We start from the raw sequence: 19,948 nt of genomic DNA, 5'->3' as shown, positions 1-19,948 counted from the left end.
CGATGCCGGCAACCAACGGAATGACAGCGGCCTTACCCAAAGACAGGGACGGCCACATGCAAGGGTAAGTCATCATGACCGACACCAATTTCATGGCCAGCCCCGAAGAACGCGCACGGATCGCGGCCGAGGGCATGTATCACCCGGAAATGGAAGGCGATGCCTGCGGCGTCGGACTGGTCGCCGCGACGGACGGCCGCCCGAGCCGTCGCGTGGTCGCCAGCGCCATCGACGCGCTGAAGGCCGTCTGGCACCGTGGCGCCGTGGACGCCGACGGCAAGACCGGCGACGGCGCGGGCATCCATGTCGACCTGCCGGTGCGTTTCTTCGATGACGCCATTGCCGACTCCGGCCACAAGCCGCTGCCCAACCGCCTTGCCGTCGGCATGATCTTCCTGCCGCGCACGGATTTGAGCGCGCAGGAAACCTGCCGCACCATCGTCGAGGCCGAGATCATCGACGCGGGCTACACCATCTATGGCTGGCGCCAGGTGCCCGTCGACGTCTCCGTCATCGGGGAGAAGGCGCAGCGCACCCGTCCGGAAATCGAGCAGATCATGATCGCCGGTCCCATGCCGGAAGAGCGCGATCAGGCCGAGTTCGAAAAGGACCTCTACCTCATCCGCCGCCGGATCGAGAAGAAGGTGATCGCCGCGCAGATTCAGGATTTCTACATCTGCTCGCTGTCGTGCCGCTCGATCATCTACAAGGGCCTGTTCCTCGCGGAATCGCTGTCGGTCTTCTATCCGGACCTGCAGGACGAGCGGTTCGAGAGCCGGGTCGCGATCTTCCACCAGCGCTATTCGACCAACACCTTCCCGCAATGGTGGCTGGCCCAGCCGTTCCGCACGCTCGCGCATAATGGTGAGATCAACACCATCCGCGGCAACAAGAACTGGATGAAGAGCCACGAGATCAAGATGGCTTCGCTCGCCTTCGGGGAGCAGTCGGAGGACATCAAGCCGGTGATACCGGCGGGCGCGTCCGACACCGCCGCGCTCGACGCCGTGTTCGAGGCGATCTGCCGTTCGGGCCGCGACGCGCCGACTGCCAAGCTGATGCTCGTGCCCGAAGCCTATCAGTCGGCCAGCGCCGAACTGCCCCAGGCGCATGCGGACATGTATGAATATCTCGCCTCCGTGATGGAGCCGTGGGACGGCCCCGCCGCGCTGGCGATGACCGACGGCCGCTGGGTCGTGGCGGGCGTCGACCGCAATGCGCTGCGCCCGCTGCGCTACACGCTGACCGGCGACAATCTGCTGATCGTGGGTTCGGAAACCGGCATGGTCGTCGTTCCCGAAACCACCATCGTGCGGAAGGGCCGCATGGGTCCGGGCCAGATGATCGCCGTCGACCTGCAGGAAGGCACGATCTACGACGATCATGAGATCAAGGACCAGATTGCCGGCGAGCGCCCCTATTCGGAACTGATCAAGGACTTCATGACGGTCAATGATCTGGGCGATGTGCCCAGTGCCCTGCCTTCATGGGACAAGGCCGAACTGACGCGCCGTCAGGTCGCCGCCAACCTGACGCTTGAGGACATGGAGCTGATCCTCGCGCCGATGGTCGAGGATGCGAAGGAAGCCGTCGGATCGATGGGCGACGACACGCCGCTGGCCGTCATTTCCGACAAGCCGCGCACGGTCAGCCATTTCTTCCGCCAGAATTTCAGCCAGGTCACCAACCCGCCGATCGATCCGCTGCGGGAACGGTACGTCATGAGCCTGAAGACGCGCTTTTCCAACCTCCACAACATATTGGAGCAGGACGCGCAGAACAGCCATGTGCTGGTGCTGGATTCGCCGGTGCTGACCTCGTCCGAATGGGCGAAGCTGAAGGGGCATTTCGGCCCTGCGGTGGCCGAGATCGACTGCACCTTCCCGGCCGAGGGCGGGCAGGAGCAGTTGCGCGCCGCCATCGCCCGCATCCGGGAGGAAGCGGAACAGGCCGTGCGCGAGGGCCGCACCGAAATCTTCCTGACCGACGAGCATGTCAACGCCGACCGCGTCGCCATCGCCGGCGTGCTGGCGGCGGCGGCGGTGCATACGCATCTCGTCCGCAAGGGCCTGCGCAGCTATGCGTCGATCAACGTGCGCTGCGCCGAAGCGCTCGACACCCATTATTTCGCGGTGCTGATCGGCGTCGGCGCGACCACGGTGAACGCCTATCTGGCCGAAGCCAGCATCGCCGACCGCCATGCGCGGGGGCTGTTCGGCGATCTGACGCTGGACGCCTGCTTCGAACGCTATCGCATCGCCATCAACGAAGGCCTGCTGAAGATCATGTCCAAAATGGGCATCGCGGTCATCAGCAGCTATCGCGGCGGCTATAATTTCGAAGCGGTGGGCCTCAGCCGCGCGCTGGTCAACGACCTGTTCCCCGGAATGCCCGCGAAGATTTCGGGCGAGGGCTATCAGTCGCTCCACTACAGCGCGAAGCTGCGCCACGACACCGCCTATGACAGCGCCATCGTGCGCTTGCCGGTCGGCGGCTTCTACCGCCAGCGCAATGGCGGCGAGACGCATGCCTATTCGGCGCAGCTGATGCACCTGTTGCAGACCTCGGTGGCGACCGACAGCTATTCGACCTATCTGCAATTCTCGCGCGGCGTGCGCGATTTGCCGCCGGTCTATCTGCGCGACCTGCTGGAGTTCAACTTCGCCCGCGAGGCGGTGCCGATCGACGAGGTCGAGGCGACCACGGAAATCCGCAAGCGCTTCGTGACGCCGGGCATGTCGCTCGGCGCGCTCTCTCCGGAGGCGCATGAGACGCTGGCCATCGCCATGAACCGTATCGGCGCCAAGGCCGTGTCGGGCGAAGGGGGCGAGGATGCGAACCGCTTCAAGCCCTATGAGAATGGCGACAACGCCAATTCGGTGATCAAGCAGATCGCGTCGGGCCGCTTCGGCGTCCATGCGGAGTATTTGGGGTCGGCCGAGGAAATCGAGATCAAGGTCGCGCAGGGCGCCAAGCCCGGCGAGGGCGGCCAGCTCCCCGGCTTCAAGGTGACGGAGTTCATCGCCAAGTTGCGCCATGCGACGCCCGGCGTGACGCTGATCTCGCCGCCGCCGCACCATGACATCTACTCGATCGAGGATCTGGCGCAGCTCATCTACGACTGCAAGATGATCAATCCCCGCGCCCGCGTCTGCGTGAAGCTGGTCAGCCAGGCGGGCATCGGCACCGTGGCGGCGGGCGTGGCGAAGGCCCACGCAGACGTCATCCTGGTCGCGGGCCATGTCGGCGGCACCGGCGCTTCGCCGCAGACTTCGGTGAAATATGCGGGCACGCCCTGGGAAATGGGCCTGTCGGAAGCCAACCAGGTGCTGACGCTGAACGGCCTACGGCATCGCGTGAAGCTACGCACCGACGGCGGGCTCAAGACCGGCCGCGACATCGTGATCGCGGCGATATTGGGCGCGGAAGAGTTCGGCATCGGCACGCTGTCGCTGGTCGCCATGGGCTGCATCATGGTGCGCCAGTGCCACAGCAACACCTGCCCCGTCGGCGTCTGCGTGCAGGACGAGCGCCTGCGCGAGAAGTTCACCGGCACGCCGGAGAAGGTCATCAACCTCATGACCTTCATCGCGGAAGAGGTTCGCGAGATTCTGGCGCGTCTGGGCTATCGCAGCCTGGACGAGGTGATCGGGCGGACCGAACTGCTCAAGCAGGTCAATCGCGGCGCCGAGCATCTGGACGATCTGGACCTCAACCCGATCCTCGCCAAGGTGGACGCGCCCGACGACCAGCGCCGTTTCAGCCTGACGGAATGGCGCAACCCGGTGCCCGACAGCCTTGACGCGCAGATGATGAAGGATGCCCGCGCGGTGTTCGAACGCGGCGAGAAGATGCAGCTCACCTATACGGTGCGCAACACGCATCGCGCCGTGGGCACCCGCCTGTCGGCCGCCGTCACGGAGAAGTTCGGCATGTCGACGCTGGCGGACGGCCATCTGACCGTGCGGCTGCGCGGTTCGGCCGGCCAGTCGCTGGGCGCCTTCCTGTGCAAGGGCATCAAGCTGGAGGTCTTCGGCGACGCCAACGACTATGTCGGCAAGGGGCTGTCGGGCGGCATCATCACCGTGCGCACCACGGTGTCCTCGCCGCTGTCGAGCAAGGACAACACCATCATCGGCAACACCGTGCTCTACGGCGCGACCAGCGGGAAGCTGTTCGCGGCGGGACAGGCCGGGGAACGCTTCGCCGTCCGCAATTCGGGCGCGCAGGTGGTGGTCGAGGGCTGCGGCGCGAACGGCTGCGAATATATGACCGGCGGCACCGCGGTCATCCTGGGCAGGACCGGCGCCAATTTCGGCGCGGGCATGACGGGCGGCATGGCCTTCATCCTGGACGAGGACGGCAGCTTCCCGACGCGCGCCAATCCGGAAAGCATCGTCTGGCAGCGGCTGGAAAGCGCTCATTGGGAGGCGGAGCTGAAGGCGCTGATCGCTCAGCATGCGGTGGCGACCGACAGCAAATGGTCGAACACGATCCTGGACGATTGGGACCGCTGGCGCCGCTACTTCTGGCAGGTCTGCCCGAAGGAAATGGTGAACCGCCTCGCCCATCCGCTGAGCGATGCGCCGACGCAGGTCGTTGCCGCCGAATAAGCGGCCGGTTCAGTAAGACAGGGCAGCGTCCGCCGGGGCTTCCTCGGCGGACGTTCAGCTTTCGGGCGCCTGCGCGATCCGGACGGGCTGGAAACTGCCTTCGCTCTCGCCATTGGCGAATCTTTCGATGGAGGCCGGCAACGTCCGGACGGTCTGGGGCGGTTCGGCATGATCAGGCGCCATCTCATCCCCCTGCGCCGCATAATCGCGCACCACAGGATCGTTCATTCCGTCCCAGCCAGCCATGTCGGCCGCCATCTGCCTGTCCGCAAGCGTCGGACCGCAGCCGTCGCAGCGAACGATGGCGGGGCCGGTCAGATCGGCCGACCCCATGTCGTAACCGGTCCCGTCGGGGCTGACCGCCTGCGGCAAGGAGGTTTCGGTTCCAGGCCTGGGCTGTGTCGTGGCGTACAGGCCCAGACCGAAGCCGCCGGTCAGCGCCACCCCGGCACATGCACATGAAAACAACCAGAAACGCGCGGACATGGGGCAACCCTTCCTCTATCCTTCACCCGCCCCTGACTTTCTCCTACCAAAACAACGCAAATGAAGATCGGTTGTTGCATGAGGAAAAAGCCTTTGCTAAGGGCCGCCTCCTACCAAGGCACCGGCCCCGCCGGTTCCCGGAAAATGTGCGGTCGTGGCGGAATTGGTAGACGCGCAACGTTGAGGTCGTTGTGGCCGAAAGGCCGTGGAAGTTCGAGTCTTCTCGACCGCACCATTTTCCTTGAGATCCAATAGTCCCATCATCGCCAAGTTCGGGGACGCAGCGATGCGTATGCGGGCGGCATATGGTTGGCTGGTTGGAAAATCTGGCCGGGCGCGCTCGCCAACCGAGGATGCTTCCCGCCATCGTCATTGAAAGCGCCACCGCCAGTCCCAATCTTGCGGCGTTTCACAGCCCTAAAAGGCGCATGGAACCATTTTCCCCTTGCCCCGGCGGCGATCCCATGCACAAAGCTTGCCAATTGCCGCACGGGTCACGGATTCAACCCGCAAGAAGCATGCGGCAGCAAGGATGACGTGATGGACGACGTGATGATGCAGGACCGCTCAGCCCCGGCATCGCCCCTTCCCCCGCAGGAAGTGGGAGAAGGCCTGTCCGTCATCTCCATCGCCAGAAGCTATGACAAGCGCGTCGTGCTGGCCGATGTGTCGCTGACCGTCGGCAAGGGCGAGGTGGTCGGCCTGCTCGGCCCCAATGGCGCGGGCAAGACGACCTGCTTCTATTCGGTGATGGGGCTGGTGCGGCCGGACCATGGCCGCATCGTGCTGGACGGGCAGGACATCACCGGCCTGCCCATGTACCGCCGGTCGATATTGGGGCTGGGCTATCTGCCGCAGGAAACATCGATCTTCCGGGGCCTTACCGTGGCCCAGAATATCGGCGCGGTGCTGGAACTGGCGGAACCGGACAGGGCGGCGCGGCAGGCGCGGCTGGAACAGTTGCTGGAGGAATTCGGCCTGACCCGGCTGCGCGATTCCTCCGCCATGGCGCTGTCGGGCGGCGAGCGGCGGCGGTGCGAGATCGCCCGCGCCTTGGCGGCCAATCCGTCGATCGTGCTGCTGGACGAGCCGTTCGCGGGCATCGATCCGCTGTCCATCGCGGATATTCGCGACCTGGTGAAGCAGTTGAAGACGCGCGGCATCGGCGTCCTCATCACCGACCATAATGTCCGCGAGACGCTGGAGATCGTGGACCGCGCCTGCATCATTTATGACGGCAAGGTGCTGTTCGCGGGCAGCCCGACGGAGCTGGTCGCCAATGCCGATGTGCGTCGGCTCTATCTGGGCGAGAATTTCTCGCTCTGACATGGGCGGCGGGCGGGTCCTTCCTGACGGCGGCGAGGGGGAAGGCTGATGGCGCTCGCGCCCCGTCTCGACCTGCGGCAGAGCCAGTCGCTGGTGATGACGCCGCAGCTTCAGCAGGCGATCAAGCTGCTGGCGCTGTCCAATCTGGAGATCGAGGCGTTCGTCGCGGGCGAACTGGAAAAGAACCCGTTATTGGAATCCGGCGGAGCGGATGATTTCGCGCCGCCCGCCGACGGCGTGGACCGGGCGGCAGAACAGCATGACCTGCGCGCCGAGACCGGCGATGCCGACCAGTTGATCGGCCAGGGTCTGGGCGGCGCGGATTCGCCGCTGGACGTCGACTATAGCGCGGAGACCTTCATCGACGATGGGCCGGGCGACCGGATGGCGACGGCGGCCATCGGTTCCGGCGGCGTGGACCTGCTGTCCGGCGGCAGCGGCGAGGCGCCCGATTTCGACAGCTTCGCCAATCCGGAGCAGGGCCTTCAGGAACATCTGATGGATCAGGCCCGCAGCGCGCTGTCGGGCATGGACCTGATGATCGCCGCGCAATTGATCGGGCAGATCGATGAGGCCGGCTATCTGGAGGCCAATCTGCTGGAGACCGCCCATGGCATGGGGGTGCCGCTCTTTCAGGTCGAACAGGTGCTGGCGGTGATCCAGGGTTTCGATCCGACCGGGGTTGGCGCGCGGTCGCTGGCGGAATGTCTGGCGTTGCAGGCGAAAGAGGTCGACCGCTACGATCCCTGCATGGCGAAGCTGCTCGCCAATCTGGACCTGCTCGCCAGGGGCGCCCTGCCCCAGTTGCGCCGGATCTGCGGCGTGGATGAGGAGGATATGGCGGACATGATCCGCGAGCTGCGCGGCTATGATCCCAAGCCCGGCCTGCGCTTTTCCACCGAGAGCGCCGCGCCGGTGACGCCCGACCTGTTCGTGCGGCCGACGCGGGAGGGCTGGGCGATCGAGGTCAACAGCGCCACCCTGCCCCGCGTGCTGATCAACCGGACCTATTATGTCGAGCTGGCGTCCGGTCCGCAGGACAAGACCTCGAAAGCATGGCTGGCCGATTGCCTCGCCAGCGCCAACTGGCTGGTCAAGGCGCTCGACCAGCGGCAGAAGACCATCATCAAGGTCGCGAGCGAGATCGTCCGCCAGCAGGAGGATTTCTTCCGCAAGGGGGTGGAGCATCTGAAGCCGCTGACGCTGAAGGCCGTGGCCGATGCGATCCAGATGCATGAATCGACCGTCAGCCGGGTGACGTCGAACAAATATCTGTCCTGCCCGCGCGGGCTTTACGAACTCAAATATTTCTTCACCAGCGGCGTTTCTGCGGCCGGCGGCGACGGCGCGGTGTCGGCCGAGGCGGTCAAGAGCCACATCAAGGCGCTGATCGCGGCGGAGACTCCGGACGCCATATTGTCCGACGACACGCTGGTCGACCTGCTGCGCGCCAAGGGCATGGACATCGCCCGCCGCACCGTCGCCAAATATCGCGAGGCGATGGGGATCGGGTCATCGGTGCAGCGGCGGCGGCAGAAGGCGTTGCGCGGGCAGGCGGCTTAGCGCGGGTTTAGAGGCGGGGAAGGGGAGAGGGTACAAATCCGCTCATAAGCTTGACCCGGCCGACACAAGCGGCAACATCAGCCATCTATTCCCTCAAGGATTTCATCGTCATCCCATGTCCATCGCCTATCTGAACGGCCGCTTCCTGCCGCTGGAACAAGCCCAGCTGTCCGTGCTGGATCGCGGCTTCCTGTTCGCGGACGGCATTTATGAGGTCGCGGCGGTGATCGACGGCAAGCTGGTCGACAGCGCGTCCCATCTCGCCCGGCTGGAGCGGTCCACCCAAGCGATCGGCATCGCACTGCCCCTCTCCCTCGCAGAGATCGAGGCAGCGCAGAAGGAACTGGTGGCGCGCAATGCGCTGGCCGAGGGGCTGGTCTATCTCCAGATCACGCGCGGCGCCGATGCGACCCGCGATTTCCTGCCCTCGCCCGGCATCCAGCCCACGCTGGTCATGTTCGTCCAGGCCAAGCCTTTCCTCGACGTGCCCGCCGTGCGCAACGGGATCGCGGTCGCGACCATGCCCGACCTGCGCTGGGCGCGGCGCGACATCAAGAGCGTCGGCCTGCTCGCCCAGGCCATGGCCAAGCGCGCCGCCGCCGAAGCAGGCGCGCAGGAGGCCTGGATGGTCGAGGACGGCTTCGTCACGGAGGGGGCTTCGTCCACCGCCTTCATCGTGACGGAGGAGGGCATCGTCACCCGGCCCTATAGTCAGGCAGTGCTGGCGGGCTGCACCGGCGCGGCGCTGACCGCACTGGCAGAGGAAAGCGGCATCGCCATCGTCCGCCGCCCCTTCACCGTTGCCGAGGCATTGGCGGCGAAGGAAGCCTTCATCACCAGCGCGTCGACGCTCTGCCAGTCGGTGGTGCGGATCGACGGCCGGGCCATCGGGGACGGCAAGCCCGGCCCGCTCGCGATGCGGCTGCGCACGCTCTATATCGACTTTGCGCGGCGCACCGCTGTCTGAGCAAAAGGCGGTTTGAGCAAAAGAACGCGCAAAACTTGATCCATTTCGGATGAACTAAGGGAATGCCGCCATTCCCGCCATTTCGGCGGGGATCGAGGCTCCATTTTGGCGGTCCGTTACGGTGAGGCCGGAAAAGAGCCGTTTACAGGGCGCTCCATGAACGCGATGGGCGGCATTATCTCCATAATGGAGAATGGTTTGGCTGCGTAACGACGGCGTTGCGATAAGCTGGAACAAACAGGATGGAGATTTTCGGCGTGGGTTTGGATCATGATGAGATCGGTTTCGGCGCATCCCTGGACCAACCCTTCGGCGCGCGGGGACGAGCGGCCGGGCCTGCTGATCCTGGCCGACGACATCTATCTGGACGACGCCGCGATGCTGAGCCAGGCGGCGGGCCTTCGGCTGCTGGGCACGGTGCCGCTGGACCAGGCGTCGACCCGGCTGGACGTGCAGATCGGCTGCGACATCATCCTGTGCTTCTGCCCGACGCCCGATCCGATGATCGAGCGGCTGCTGGTGCAGATCGAGACCTTGGCCCTGCAGAACGACATGCCGGTCATATTGGTGGCCGATCTGGGAACCGTCGATCTTGCCTATGCCTGCCTGCGCAGCGAGCGGACGCAATTGCTTTGCCGGCCGGGGCATACGGATCTGGCCGCCGCCCTTCTGGCGGCCGCCCGCCAGAGGCCGTCCGGATCGCTGCACGAAGCGAACCGGGATAATGAAGGCCTGCGGTTGCAACAGTTGAGCGACGAGGTGAGCCGCCTCGCCCGCACGCTGGAGGCGCTGACGCTGCGCCCGCGCCATGCGACGCCGTCCTTCGACCTGGGGCCCCGCATATCGGACGAGCCCAGCGACTATATCGGCATGCCGGCGCTGGAACCGATCGGCAGCGCCGACAAGTCCGCCGATGCCGCGGCCCTGGAAGCGGCGCAGGTGCGCGACCTGTTGCGGGCGCGTCGATTGCGCGACGATTTCCTGCCCGCCGATCTGTTCGCTGACCCGGCCTGGGACATGCTGCTGGACCTGCTGGCGGCGCGGCTGGAGCATGAGCGCGTGTCCGTGTCCAGCCTGTGCATCGCATCGGCCGTGCCGCCCACCACCGCGCTGCGCTGGATCAGGACGCTGACCGAGATGGGCTTTGTCGACAGGCAGGCCGATCCGCATGACGGGCGCCGCGTCTTCATCGCGCTGGCCGACCATACGGCAGAGGCGCTGACCCGCTGGTTCACCGCCAGCCGCCGTTTCCTGTGCGCGTGACGTACCGGTGCGCATCGCCGCTTGACCGACGCCCGGATTGCCGTAGATAGGCGCGCACCGGACGCTTGGCATCAGGACAGGCATCGGGCGATTAGCTCAGTTGGTAGAGCGTCTCGTTTACACCGAGAATGTCGGCGGTTCGAGCCCGTCATCGCCCACCATGCCCCCTTCTTCGAGAAAGCTGTTCCCGCGGCCGGGGGAATGGCGTAAGGTTCCGGCAACGGAACGCTTTTGTGAGGCACTTGCATCATGTCTCTCACGCTTCTTCTCGCTGGAACGGTGGCCCCCTTCCTGCTGATGTTTTCGCCGGTTTCGCTGGCGGCCGCCCGCGATTGCCTGGATTGGGAAGCGCCGGCCAAGGCGGTGGACCTGGGCGTGGAGAAGCCCTGCCCGAAAAAGAAGCCGCCATTGCTGCTGATGTAAGCCCCGCCTCCACGGATATTGCGGCGCAGCGCCAGCGCTGCTAATCGGTGCGGCCATGATCCAGCCGCCTGAAATCATCCGAGTCACCAAGTCCCGCGTCTCCTGCGACGGTTCGGGCGACATTCCCGCCGCGCTCGGCCATCCGCGCGTCTTTCTTGAGATCGATGAGCATGGCTATATCGACTGCGGCTATTGCGACCGCCGCTTCGTGCTGGCCGGCAGCATTGCGGATACGCCGGAAATCGCCGGGCTGCCGGATATTCCTTCGGGCGCCAGCCTTTAAGTACGGCAATCCCATTCAAATCGTCATTCCCGCGAAGGCGGGAATCCATCTCCTGCACGTTCCGCCTGACGCGAGTGGGGGAGATGGATCCCCGCCTCGCGGGGATGACGGAAATCCCTTTTTAATTGGGCTTAGAGCCAATCGACATTCAGAAGATAACGAGCCGAAAATGATGGTTTTCCGTGACCCGGCGCGCAGCCTACTCAAAGTAGGTGAGCACCGGAAGCACGGAAAAGCGTCATTTGCAGGCCGTCAGGGCTGAATGTCGATTGGCTCTAGCCTCTGCCGCCCCTATATCGGACGGCATGACCGAAGCTGCTCCCCAGTTCACCGACGCCCGCGGCCTGCTCTACCGGCCCGGCCTCCTCGATCCCGACGGCGCGCGCCGCCTGACCGCGGAGGCGCTGAAAGGCTGCGACGATGGCGAACTCTACCTGCAATATCGGGCGAGCGAGAGCTTCGGATTCGATGACGGGCGGCTGAAGACCGCCGATTATTCGACCGATGCGGGCTTCGGCCTGCGCGGCGTGTCGGGCGAGATGACCGGTTTCGCCCATGCCAATGACATCAGCGAAGCCGCGATCCGCCGGGCGGCCGAGACGCTGACGCTGCTCGATCCGGCCAAGGGGCAGCCCGCGCCGCCGCCGCAGCACACCAACCGCCATCTCTATACCGACGTCAATCCGCTGGAGATCGTGCCCTTTGCCGAGAAGGTGACGCTCTGCGCCGCCATCGACGCCGCCGCCCGCGCCCGCGATCCGCGCGTCGCGCAGGTGTCGGTGAGCCTGGCGGGAAGCTGGTCGGTGGTCGAGATCGTGCGCGCCGACGGCTTTACCGCGACCGACATCCGCCCGCTGGTGCGGCTCAACGTCTCCGTCATCCTGGAGGAGAATGGCCGCCGGGAGACGGGCGTGTTCGGCATTGGCGGGCGCTATCTCTACGATGAGGTGATGGAACCCGCCATCTGGAACCGCGCCATTGACGAGGCGCTGGCGCAGGCGCGGGTCAACCTGCGTTCCGTGGCCGCGCCCGCGGGCGAGATGACCGTGCTGCTGGGACCGGGCTGGCCGGGTGTGCTGGTGCATGAAGCCATTGGGCACGGCCTGGAGGGCGACTTCAACCGCAAGGGCACCAGCGCCTTTTCCGGCCGCGTGGGCCAGCGGGTCGCCGCGCCGGGAGTCACGGTGGTCGACGACGGATCGATCATGAGCCGGCGCGGTTCGCTCTCCATCGATGACGAGGGCACGCCGACAAACGAAAATGTGCTGATCGAGGACGGCATCCTCAAGGGCTATATGCAGGACCGGCTGAACGCCCGGCTGATGGGCGTCGAACCCACCGGCAACGGCCGCCGCGAAAGCTATGCCCATGCGCCGATGCCGCGCATGACCAACACCTTCATCAAAGGCGGACAGGACGATCCGGAAGAGCTGCTGAGCCGGATGAAGTCGGGCATTTTCGCAAAGAGCTTCGGCGGCGGGCAGGTCGACATCGTGTCGGGCAAGTTCGTCTTCTCCTGCACCGAGGCCTATAAGGTCGAGAATGGCAGGCTGGGCGAGCCGATCAAGGGCGCGACGCTGATCGGTGACGGGCCGACGGCGCTGACCAAGGTGATCGGCATCGGCCATGACTGGGCGCTGGACGAAGGCATCGGCATGTGCGGCAAGGCCGGACAGAGCGTGCCGGCGGGCGTGGGCCAGCCCACCCTGCTGATGGAGGGCCTGACCGTGGGCGGCACGGCGACCTGAGGCACCAACGCCACGGGCGGAGGAACCAGCGTAAGAGTGCGTCTTTATCTCTTTCATGAACATGCTGACCGACAGCCATGATGCGGTGACCGCCGATTGGGCGGCTGCCCTGCTGGATTTCTGGTTCAACCGGATCGGGGAACAGGGGTGGTGGAGCCATGATCCGGCGCTGGACCGGGCCTGTCAGGCGCGCTTCCGCGCATTATGGGAGGAAAAGCGCCATTTGCCCGCCGAAGAGTTTCTGGAGCGGGCCGATGACGCGCTGGCCGCGGTGTTGCTGTTCGACCAGTTGCCGCGCAACATGTTCAGGGGATCGGCGGCGGCGTTTTCGACCGATCCTCTTGCCAGGGAAGTGGCGCGCGGTGCGGTTGCCCATGGCTATGACATCCAGATCGGCGGGGCGGGGCGTCTGTTCTTCTACATGCCCTTCCAGCACAGCGAAGCGCTGGACGACCAGAAACTTTCGCTGAGCCTGTTCGAGGGAGCGGGCGACGAGAAGTCGCTGGCCTTTGCGCGGGAGCATTATGAGATGATTGAACGCTTCGGCCGCTTTCCGCATCGTAATGCGACGCTGGGTCGCGCGAACAGACCGGGCGAGGAAGAAGCGGCGAAGGAAGGTGGGAGTTGGTGAAGGCTTGGTAAGGCTTTCCCCACTCCGTCATGCTGGACTGTTTCAGCATGACGTTGGGGATGACTTCGTTACGACTGGGCTGATGGCTCCATCCCAATTGGGGGGCCTGATCATGGGCAACGGTGCCTAATTTTTAAGCATCGTCCTGGCGCTGCCCATTTTTTCAGCGCCCTGTTTTGACGCACCGCATCAAAAGCCCGCATTAACCCGCCTTTTACGAATTGGCACGCCTCTTGCTGAGTGGTTTGTCGCACACCAGTAACAGGGGGCGACATGAAACTTGTCATGGCTATCATCAAGCCGTTCAAGCTTGACGATGTCCGCGAGGCACTTTCCTCGCTCGGCATCGCCGGCATGACGGTGAGCGAAGTGAAGGGCTTCGGCCGCCAGAAGGGGCAGACCGAAATCTATCGCGGCGCCGAATATTCGACCAACATGGTTCCGAAGATCAAGATCGAGGTGGTCTGCGACGACGACCTCGCGCCGCGCGTCGTGGAAGCCACCCAGGCCGCCGCCAATTCCGGCGCCATCGGCGATGGCAAGATCTTCGTTCTCGATGTCGAGCAGGCAGTGCGCATCCGCACCGGCGAAACCGGCGAAACCGCTCTGTAAGGGGGGAATTAATGACCTTTTCCAAGAAGCTTAGCGGCGTCGCGGGGGCCATGGGCCTGTCGCTGTTCGCCGCGATGCCCGCCTGGGCACAGGCCGCCGCGCCCGCGGCCACCGTCGACAAGGGCGATACGGCCTGGATGATGACCTCCACGGTCCTGGTGCTGGCGATGATCCTGCCCGGCCTGGCGCTGTTCTATGGCGGCCTGGTCCGCACCAAGAACATGCTGTCGGTCATGACGCAGATCGGCGCCGTGGCCTGCCTCGCCATGCTGATCTGGGTGATCTACGGCTATTCCATGGCGTTCGGCCCGGATTACACCAGCGGCCTCAGCAACTTCATCTCGACCTTCGACAAGGCCTTCCTGAAGGGCATCACGCCCGCATCGCAGGCGGCGACCTTCACCGCAGGCGTCGAAATCCCCGAATATGTGTTCGTCAGCTTCCAGATGACCTTTGCCGCGATCACCGTGGCGCTGGTGCTGGGTTCGGTGGTCGAGCGCATCAAATTCTCGGCCGTGATGGTGTTCGCCATCGTGTGGCTGACCATCGTCTACTTCCCGATCGCGCACATGGTCTGGGCAGCGAGCGGCCTGTTCTTCAAGGCTGGCGCGCTGGACTTCGCGGGCGGCACCGTGGTCCACATCAACGCCGGCGTCTCGGCGCTGGTCGCCTGCCTCATTCTGGGCAAGCGCGTGGGCTTCCCCAAGGAACCGATGCCGCCGCACAGCCTGACGCTGACCGGTGTCGGCACCGGCCTGCTGTGGGTCGGCTGGTTCGGCTTCAACGCCGGTTCGGCGCTGGAAGCCAATGGCTCGGCCGCTCTCGCGATGATCAACACCTTCGTCGCCACCGCCTCGGCCGGTCTGTTCTGGATGCTTGCCGAGCGCGTCAACGGCCACAAGGGTTCGGCCCTGGGCTTCTGTTCGGGCATCATCGCCGGTCTGGTCGCCGTCACCCCGGCCGCCGGCAATTCCGGACCCTTCGGCGCGATCGTCCTGGGCGCCGTCGCTTCGATCGTCTGCTTCTATGCCGTCACCGTCCTCAAGCCGAAGCTCGGCTATGACGACTCGCTGGACGCCTTCGGCATCCACGGCATTGGCGGCATGATCGGCGCCATCGGCACCGCCATCGTCTACTCGCCCTCGCTGGGCGGCCCGGGCGCTGCGGACTATGACATGGGCGCCAAGCTGATCGTCCAGATCGAAGCGGTCCTGACCACCATCGTCTGGGCGTCGATCGGCACCGCCATCGCCATCTTCATCGCCAAGGCGGTCACTGGCCTGCGCGTCAGCAAGGAGGTCGAACTGGAAGGCCTCGACCTCGGCGAACATGGCGAGCGCGCCTACAACCCGTAAGTTTGGCAGGGCGGGCCGGTAAGGACGGCCCGCCCGCCCCACCTTGTTCCTCCTGCGAACATGCCTTGGGACCGATGCGCAAGTATCGGTCCCTTTTTTTGTCAGCTCCGGGGGCGGGTCCAGAGCATGTCCGGCCGCGATGTTCCGGCGGGCCAGCGGCGGGCGCGGCCCGGCACCTGAAGGCCCGCGCGAAGGACCCAGCGGAGCTTGTCGCCTTTCGGCGTTGTGACGCGATGGTCCCAGGCATGGTCGCCCCGGCGCGCCACTTCTCGGGCGATGTCGCCATAGATGCCGGCGGCGGCGAGGACCGCCCAGGCGGATCGCGGCGGCAGGGCGCCGGTGCCGTGGCGGGCGCTTTCCTCATAGGCGGCGGCCATGCCGGCCATGCGACGGGCAAGGATGGCGAGGCGCGGGCGGACCCAGGGCTTCATATGCTCGCCCGGCGGGATGTCCATTTCGACCAGCCATTCCTCCGGCAGGTAGCAGCGGTCGGCGGCCTCATCCTCGCTGATGTCGCGGGCGATATTGGCAAGCTGGAAGGCAAGGCCCAGGTCGCAGGCGCGGTCGAGCGTGGCTTCGTCGCCGGGATCGACGCCCATCAGGATCGCCATCATGCAGCCGACCGTGCCTGCCACATGGTAGCAGTAGCGCAGCATGTCCGCCTCGCTGCGGGGGCGCCATTCGCGTGCGTCGAGAGCGAAGCCTTCGATCAGGTCATGGGCGTAGCGCTCCGGAATCGCGCATTCGCGCATGACGAGGCCGAAGCCGTCGAAGGCCGGGTCGCCGGTGGGTTCGCCCTGAAGCGCCGAACCGGTCAGCACGCGGATGGTGGAGAGGCGCGCCTGACCGTCCGCGACGCCGCGCATCGTGCCGCCATGGTCCTGCCCGTCCGCGATGTCGTCGCATTTGCGGCACCAGGCGTAGAGCAGCCATGCCCGTTCGCGGGTGGAACGGTCGAAGAGTCTGGAAGCGAGCGCGAAGGATTTGGAACCCCTGGCGATGCTGTCGCGAGCCTGGGCGATGAGGGAGGGGCGGTCAGGAAATTCGGAGGACATGGTCAGGACATGCCCTGCGCAGGCGCCAAAGTCACCCGACCTCCGTTCATTTCGAGCGAAGTTGAGAAACGGCTATCCGGCGTGGACAAATTCAAGACTCGCCGGATTGGGTGATTTGGGTGGATTGCGGACATTCCCCCTCCCGCCTGCGGGAGGGGGCTAGGGGGTGGGCTGGCGCGACATCAGCGTGAATTTTCAACGGCTAAGCTGGAAGCTCGCTACGCTCGCGCCCACCCCTAACCCCTCCCGTTTACGGGAGGGGAATGTCTTGGATTGGCCATTTCCCGGCATTCCGAACTTGTCCGCAGCGTGGCTCAGCGCTTCCCGTTTCTCGGAACGGGTCCTGCTATGGGATCACAGCCGATCCGCCTTCATCGCGAAGATGGTTTCATGTGGCTGATAGGCCGCCATCCTGTCGAGCAATGCCTCGATCGCGTTGGCATGGATCAGGATATTGGCGTGCTGCGCGCGGATGAAGCCCGCCTCCACCATATGCTGGTTGAAGGCGATGAGTTGGTCATAGAAGCCCGCGACATTGAGCAGGCCGACCGGCTTGCGGTGATAGCCGAGCTGCGCCCAACTGATCGCTTCCCACAATTCATCCATCGTGCCGACGCCGCCCGGCAAGGTCACGAAGCCGTCGGACAGGTCGGTGAAAAGCTGCTTGCGCTGGTGCATGGTCTGGACGACGTGCAGTTCCGTGCAGCCGCGATGGGCGACTTCGGCCCCGACCAGCGCTTCGGGGATGACGCCGATCACCTCCCCACCCGCTTCCAGCGCCGCATCGGCCACCGCGCCCATCAGTCCCAGCCGGCCACCGCCATAGACGACGCCGATGCCCCGTTCGGCTAGGATGCGTCCGACATGGCGGGCGGATTCGACATAGGCGGGATCGGCCGGGGTGGCCGAGCCGCAATAGACAGCCAGTCTCTTCATAAATCCTTCATGTGTCAGGCCAGGTCTTCCAGCATCAATGCGGCCGTCGCCTTGGCGCTGCCGACCACGCCGGGAATGCCCGCCCCCGGATGCGTGCCCGCCCCTACCAGATAGAGGTTGGGAATGACGTCGTCGCGATTATGCGCGCGGAACCAGGCGCTCTGGGTCAACAGCGGCTCCAGGCTGAATGCGCTGCCCAGATGCGCCGACAGGTCGCGACGAAAGTCTGGCGGCGCATAATGGAACCGCGTCACAATGCGCGAGCGGATGTCGGGAATCAGGCGATGCTGGATCTCGTCTAGGATACGTTCCGCATAGGCCGGCGCGAAACGGTCCCAATCGATAGGCAGCTTGCCCAGATGCGGCACCGGGGCAAGCGCGTAGAAGGTCGAATGGCCCTCCGGCGCCATGCTGGGGTCGGTGACGGTCGGATGGTGCAGATAGAGCGAAAAATCCTGCGGCAGCACGCCATAATCATAGATGTCGGTCAGCAGCCCTTCATAGCGCGGGCCGAACAGGATCATATGGTGCGGGATGCCCGGCCAGCTTCCCCGGATGCCGAAATGCAGCACGAACAGGCTGGGCGACCAGCGCTTGCGGGCAAGCTTCGCCGCCTGTTTCTCGCCCCTGGGATGATGGCCGATCAGGTCGCGATAGCTGTGCATCAGGTCGGCGTTGGAGGCGACGGCATCCGCCTCCCCCCGCCAGCCCGAAACGGTGCGCACGGCGACGGCGCGGTCGCCATAGGTTTCGATCTGCACCACCGGATCGGCGAGGCGCAGCGTGCCGCCCAGCCGCTCGAAATGCGTGGCCATCGCCTGGACGAGGCGGTTGGTGCCGCCCTTGGCGAACCAGACGCCGCCATCCTTCTCCAGCTTGTGGATCAGGGCGTAGATCGAGCTGGTCTGCATCGGATTGCCCCCGACCAGCAGCGTGTGGAAGGAGAGCGCCTGCCGCAGCTTCTCATCCTTCACATAGGAGGAAACCACGGAATAGACGGAGCGCCACGCCTGATGCTTCATCAGCGCGGGCGCGGCGCGGACCATGGAGGCGAAGTCGAGGAAGGCGACCGAGCCGAGCTTGCGATACCCCTCCTGATAAACGCCGTCGGCATAGTCGAGGAAGCTTTCATAGCCCGCGACATCCTCCGGATTGAGTCGGGCGATCTGGGCGCGGAGGGCGGTTTCGTCGTTGGAATAGTCGAAATTCGTGCCGTCGCGCCAGTTGAGCCGGTAGAAGGGGGAGACGGGGACGAGGCTGACATCCTCCGCCATGTCGTGGCCCGAAAGGCGCCACAACTCGCCCAGGCAATCGGGATCGGTGATGACGGTCGGCCCGGCGTCGAAGACGAAGCCGTCCTTTTCCCACATATAAGCGCGGCCCCCCGGCCGGTCGCGCGCCTCGACCAGCGTGGTGTCGATTCCGGCGGATTGCAGGCGGATGGCCAGCGCAAGGCCGCCGAAGCCCGCGCCGATGACGATCGCTTTCCGGTTCATCGGGTCCGGTTCATCAGGCGGGAGGGCTCAACAGGGCGCGCATGGCGTCCCTTATGGGCACGGGGGGCCGCCCGCACAAGATGCGGATGCGATCCCCGAGCGTCGAGCGGCCCGCATAGAAGCGGCCGATAAGGGAGGGATCAAGCCGATAGAAACGTTCGAAGATGCGCCAGCGCTGGTCTGGTCTGGCCGCGCCGAACAGCATGCGGCCGAGCAACCGGTAATAAGCGCCCTGCCGCCAATGGTCCCGCGCCCAACCGCGCGTGGCCTGGGCGAGCAGTTGCCCCTCCACCGGCCATTCATTCGCCAGGCGCAGCGCGAAGCGCACCGCATCGGGCAGGGAATAGCCGGTCATGGGCTGGAATAGCGCCGCCCTTGCCCCCAGCCGCGCGACCGGATCGTCCTGCGGCCAGAAGCGGTCGAAATCGCCGCCGTGGACGACCGGAAGGACGCCGCTTTCGCTATGAACGACCCCCTCGACCCGCCAGCCCTGCGCCTGTGCGTAGGCGGCGATCCTGGCGTTGAGCGTAGGCGCGTCCAGGTCCGGCGTGTCGCTATAATAGGTGTCCTCGACGAAGACGGTCCGTTCGTCCCAGGGCAGCAGATAGACGAAGCGATAGCCGTCCATCTGCTCGACCGTGGCGTCCATGACGACCGGGCGGGAAAGGCCGTGCGGGGCATGCAGGCGCAGGGTCTGGCCGACGAATTTCTGCCAGCCGCACCGCAGGGTGGAAAGATCGCCGCCCCCTCTGGCGTCGAGCACGGCCTTGGCGCGGACGACGCGGCCGTCGGACAGGGTGACGCTGGTGGGCGTCAGCCCGGTGGCCTGCGCGCCGGTCAGCACGGCATCGCCCAGCCGCTCCCGGACATGGGCGTCGAGGCGCGCCGAGGTGATGCTGTTATAAGGCACGGCAAGTTGGCGGCAGTGGCCGGGGAAGCGGACCTCATAACCCTCCGGCCAGCGATGGGCGATCAGGGGCTCGACCAACCAGCGGTCCCCGGCGTCAACGTCGCTGTCGAAGAAGGACCAGATATGATTGCCGCCCAGCCTGTCGCCGCTTTCCAGCAGGCGCAGGGAGACATGCGGGTGGCGCGCCGCGAGGGCGAGCGCGGTCAGACAGCCGGCAAGGCCGCCGCCCACTATCGCCACGTCGCAATCGGTCATGGTCGCCATCGCACCCTTGTTAGGGG

The 19,948-nt window shown here is 65.4% G+C and carries 16 protein-coding genes and 2 tRNA genes; 13 read left to right on the top strand and 5 right to left on the bottom strand.

What is annotated here, in order from left to right; all coding sequences use genetic code 11:
* The first annotated feature begins 74 nt into the window (after positions 1-74).
* Positions 75-4,613: a glutamate synthase large subunit gene (gltB, locus tag EGM87_RS15805; RefSeq protein WP_025549948.1), complete on the top strand. Its 4,539-nt coding sequence runs from the start codon at positions 75-77 to the stop codon at positions 4,611-4,613.
* Positions 4,614-4,667: 54 nt separating this feature from the next.
* Here the strand turns inward: gltB and EGM87_RS15800 are convergent, their stop codons facing one another.
* Positions 4,668-5,099, bottom strand: coding sequence for a hypothetical protein (locus tag EGM87_RS15800; protein WP_137709604.1), 432 nt, complete (start codon positions 5,097-5,099; stop codon positions 4,668-4,670).
* A 148-nt stretch (positions 5,100-5,247) separates the two neighbouring features.
* Here EGM87_RS15800 and EGM87_RS15795 point away from each other — a divergent pair.
* The 12 genes from EGM87_RS15795 (at position 5,248) to EGM87_RS15740 (ending at position 15,270) form a co-directional block, all read left to right on the top strand.
* Positions 5,248-5,334 (top strand) — tRNA-Leu (locus EGM87_RS15795).
* Between the two features lie 305 nt (positions 5,335-5,639).
* Positions 5,640-6,425, top strand: a complete 786-nt coding sequence (lptB, locus tag EGM87_RS15790) for an LPS export ABC transporter ATP-binding protein (protein WP_137709605.1) — start codon at positions 5,640-5,642, stop codon at positions 6,423-6,425.
* Positions 6,426-6,473: 48 nt separating this feature from the next.
* Positions 6,474-7,988, top strand: a complete 1,515-nt coding sequence (gene rpoN / locus EGM87_RS15785) for an RNA polymerase factor sigma-54 (RefSeq protein WP_137709606.1) — start codon at positions 6,474-6,476, stop codon at positions 7,986-7,988.
* A gap of 115 nt (positions 7,989-8,103) precedes the next feature.
* A complete protein-coding gene (locus EGM87_RS15780) occupies positions 8,104-8,955 on the top strand; it encodes a D-amino-acid transaminase (RefSeq protein ID WP_137709607.1) in 852 nt (283 codons plus the stop codon).
* 270 nt (positions 8,956-9,225) lie between these two features.
* Positions 9,226-10,218: a winged helix DNA-binding protein gene (locus tag EGM87_RS15775; RefSeq protein ID WP_137709608.1), complete on the top strand. Its 993-nt coding sequence runs from the start codon at positions 9,226-9,228 to the stop codon at positions 10,216-10,218.
* Positions 10,219-10,303: 85 nt separating this feature from the next.
* Positions 10,304-10,379, top strand: a tRNA-Val gene (locus EGM87_RS15770).
* A gap of 88 nt (positions 10,380-10,467) precedes the next feature.
* Entirely contained in the window at positions 10,468-10,641 is a 174-nt protein-coding gene (locus EGM87_RS15765; RefSeq protein WP_165363344.1) for a hypothetical protein, read from the top strand.
* 55 nt (positions 10,642-10,696) lie between these two features.
* A complete protein-coding gene (locus tag EGM87_RS15760; protein WP_137709609.1) occupies positions 10,697-10,924 on the top strand; it encodes a zinc-finger domain-containing protein in 228 nt (75 codons plus the stop codon).
* 305 nt (positions 10,925-11,229) lie between these two features.
* The gene (tldD, locus tag EGM87_RS15755) at positions 11,230-12,672 is read left to right on the top strand and encodes a metalloprotease TldD (RefSeq protein ID WP_137709610.1); all 1,443 of its coding nucleotides are present in this window, start codon (positions 11,230-11,232) and stop codon (positions 12,670-12,672) included.
* Between the two features lie 55 nt (positions 12,673-12,727).
* A complete protein-coding gene (locus EGM87_RS15750; RefSeq protein WP_025549955.1) occupies positions 12,728-13,303 on the top strand; it encodes a DUF924 family protein in 576 nt (191 codons plus the stop codon).
* Positions 13,304-13,576: 273 nt separating this feature from the next.
* Complete coding sequence (locus EGM87_RS15745; protein ID WP_013847864.1) at positions 13,577-13,915, top strand: P-II family nitrogen regulator; 339 nt, start codon at positions 13,577-13,579, stop codon at positions 13,913-13,915.
* Between the two features lie 11 nt (positions 13,916-13,926).
* On the top strand, positions 13,927-15,270 hold the full coding sequence (locus EGM87_RS15740) for an ammonium transporter (protein WP_061939579.1): 1,344 nt from the start codon (positions 13,927-13,929) through the stop codon (positions 15,268-15,270).
* Positions 15,271-15,371: 101 nt separating this feature from the next.
* Here the strand turns inward: EGM87_RS15740 and EGM87_RS15735 are convergent, their stop codons facing one another.
* The 4 genes from EGM87_RS15735 to crtY all read right to left on the bottom strand — a co-directional run bounded on the left by EGM87_RS15735 (position 15,372) and on the right by crtY (position 19,931).
* A complete protein-coding gene (locus EGM87_RS15735) occupies positions 15,372-16,325 on the bottom strand; it encodes a phytoene/squalene synthase family protein (protein ID WP_137709611.1) in 954 nt (317 codons plus the stop codon).
* Between the two features lie 354 nt (positions 16,326-16,679).
* Positions 16,680-17,261 (bottom strand): LOG family protein, encoded by a 582-nt coding sequence (locus tag EGM87_RS15730; RefSeq protein ID WP_025552142.1) that lies wholly within the window; start codon positions 17,259-17,261, stop codon positions 16,680-16,682.
* 14 nt (positions 17,262-17,275) lie between these two features.
* Positions 17,276-18,757, bottom strand: a complete 1,482-nt coding sequence (locus tag EGM87_RS15725; RefSeq protein ID WP_137709612.1) for a phytoene desaturase — start codon at positions 18,755-18,757, stop codon at positions 17,276-17,278.
* A 13-nt stretch (positions 18,758-18,770) separates the two neighbouring features.
* The gene (crtY, locus tag EGM87_RS15720) at positions 18,771-19,931 is read right to left on the bottom strand and encodes a lycopene beta-cyclase CrtY (protein WP_137709613.1); all 1,161 of its coding nucleotides are present in this window, start codon (positions 19,929-19,931) and stop codon (positions 18,771-18,773) included.
* Between the last annotated feature and the right edge of the window lie 17 nt (positions 19,932-19,948).

It is taken from the genome of Sphingobium sp. RSMS (genome assembly GCF_005406185.4).
Taxonomy (GTDB): domain Bacteria; phylum Pseudomonadota; class Alphaproteobacteria; order Sphingomonadales; family Sphingomonadaceae; genus Sphingobium; species Sphingobium fuliginis.
Note: the sequence above shows the minus strand (reverse complement) of the source record. Positions and strands in the feature narration are given on the sequence as shown.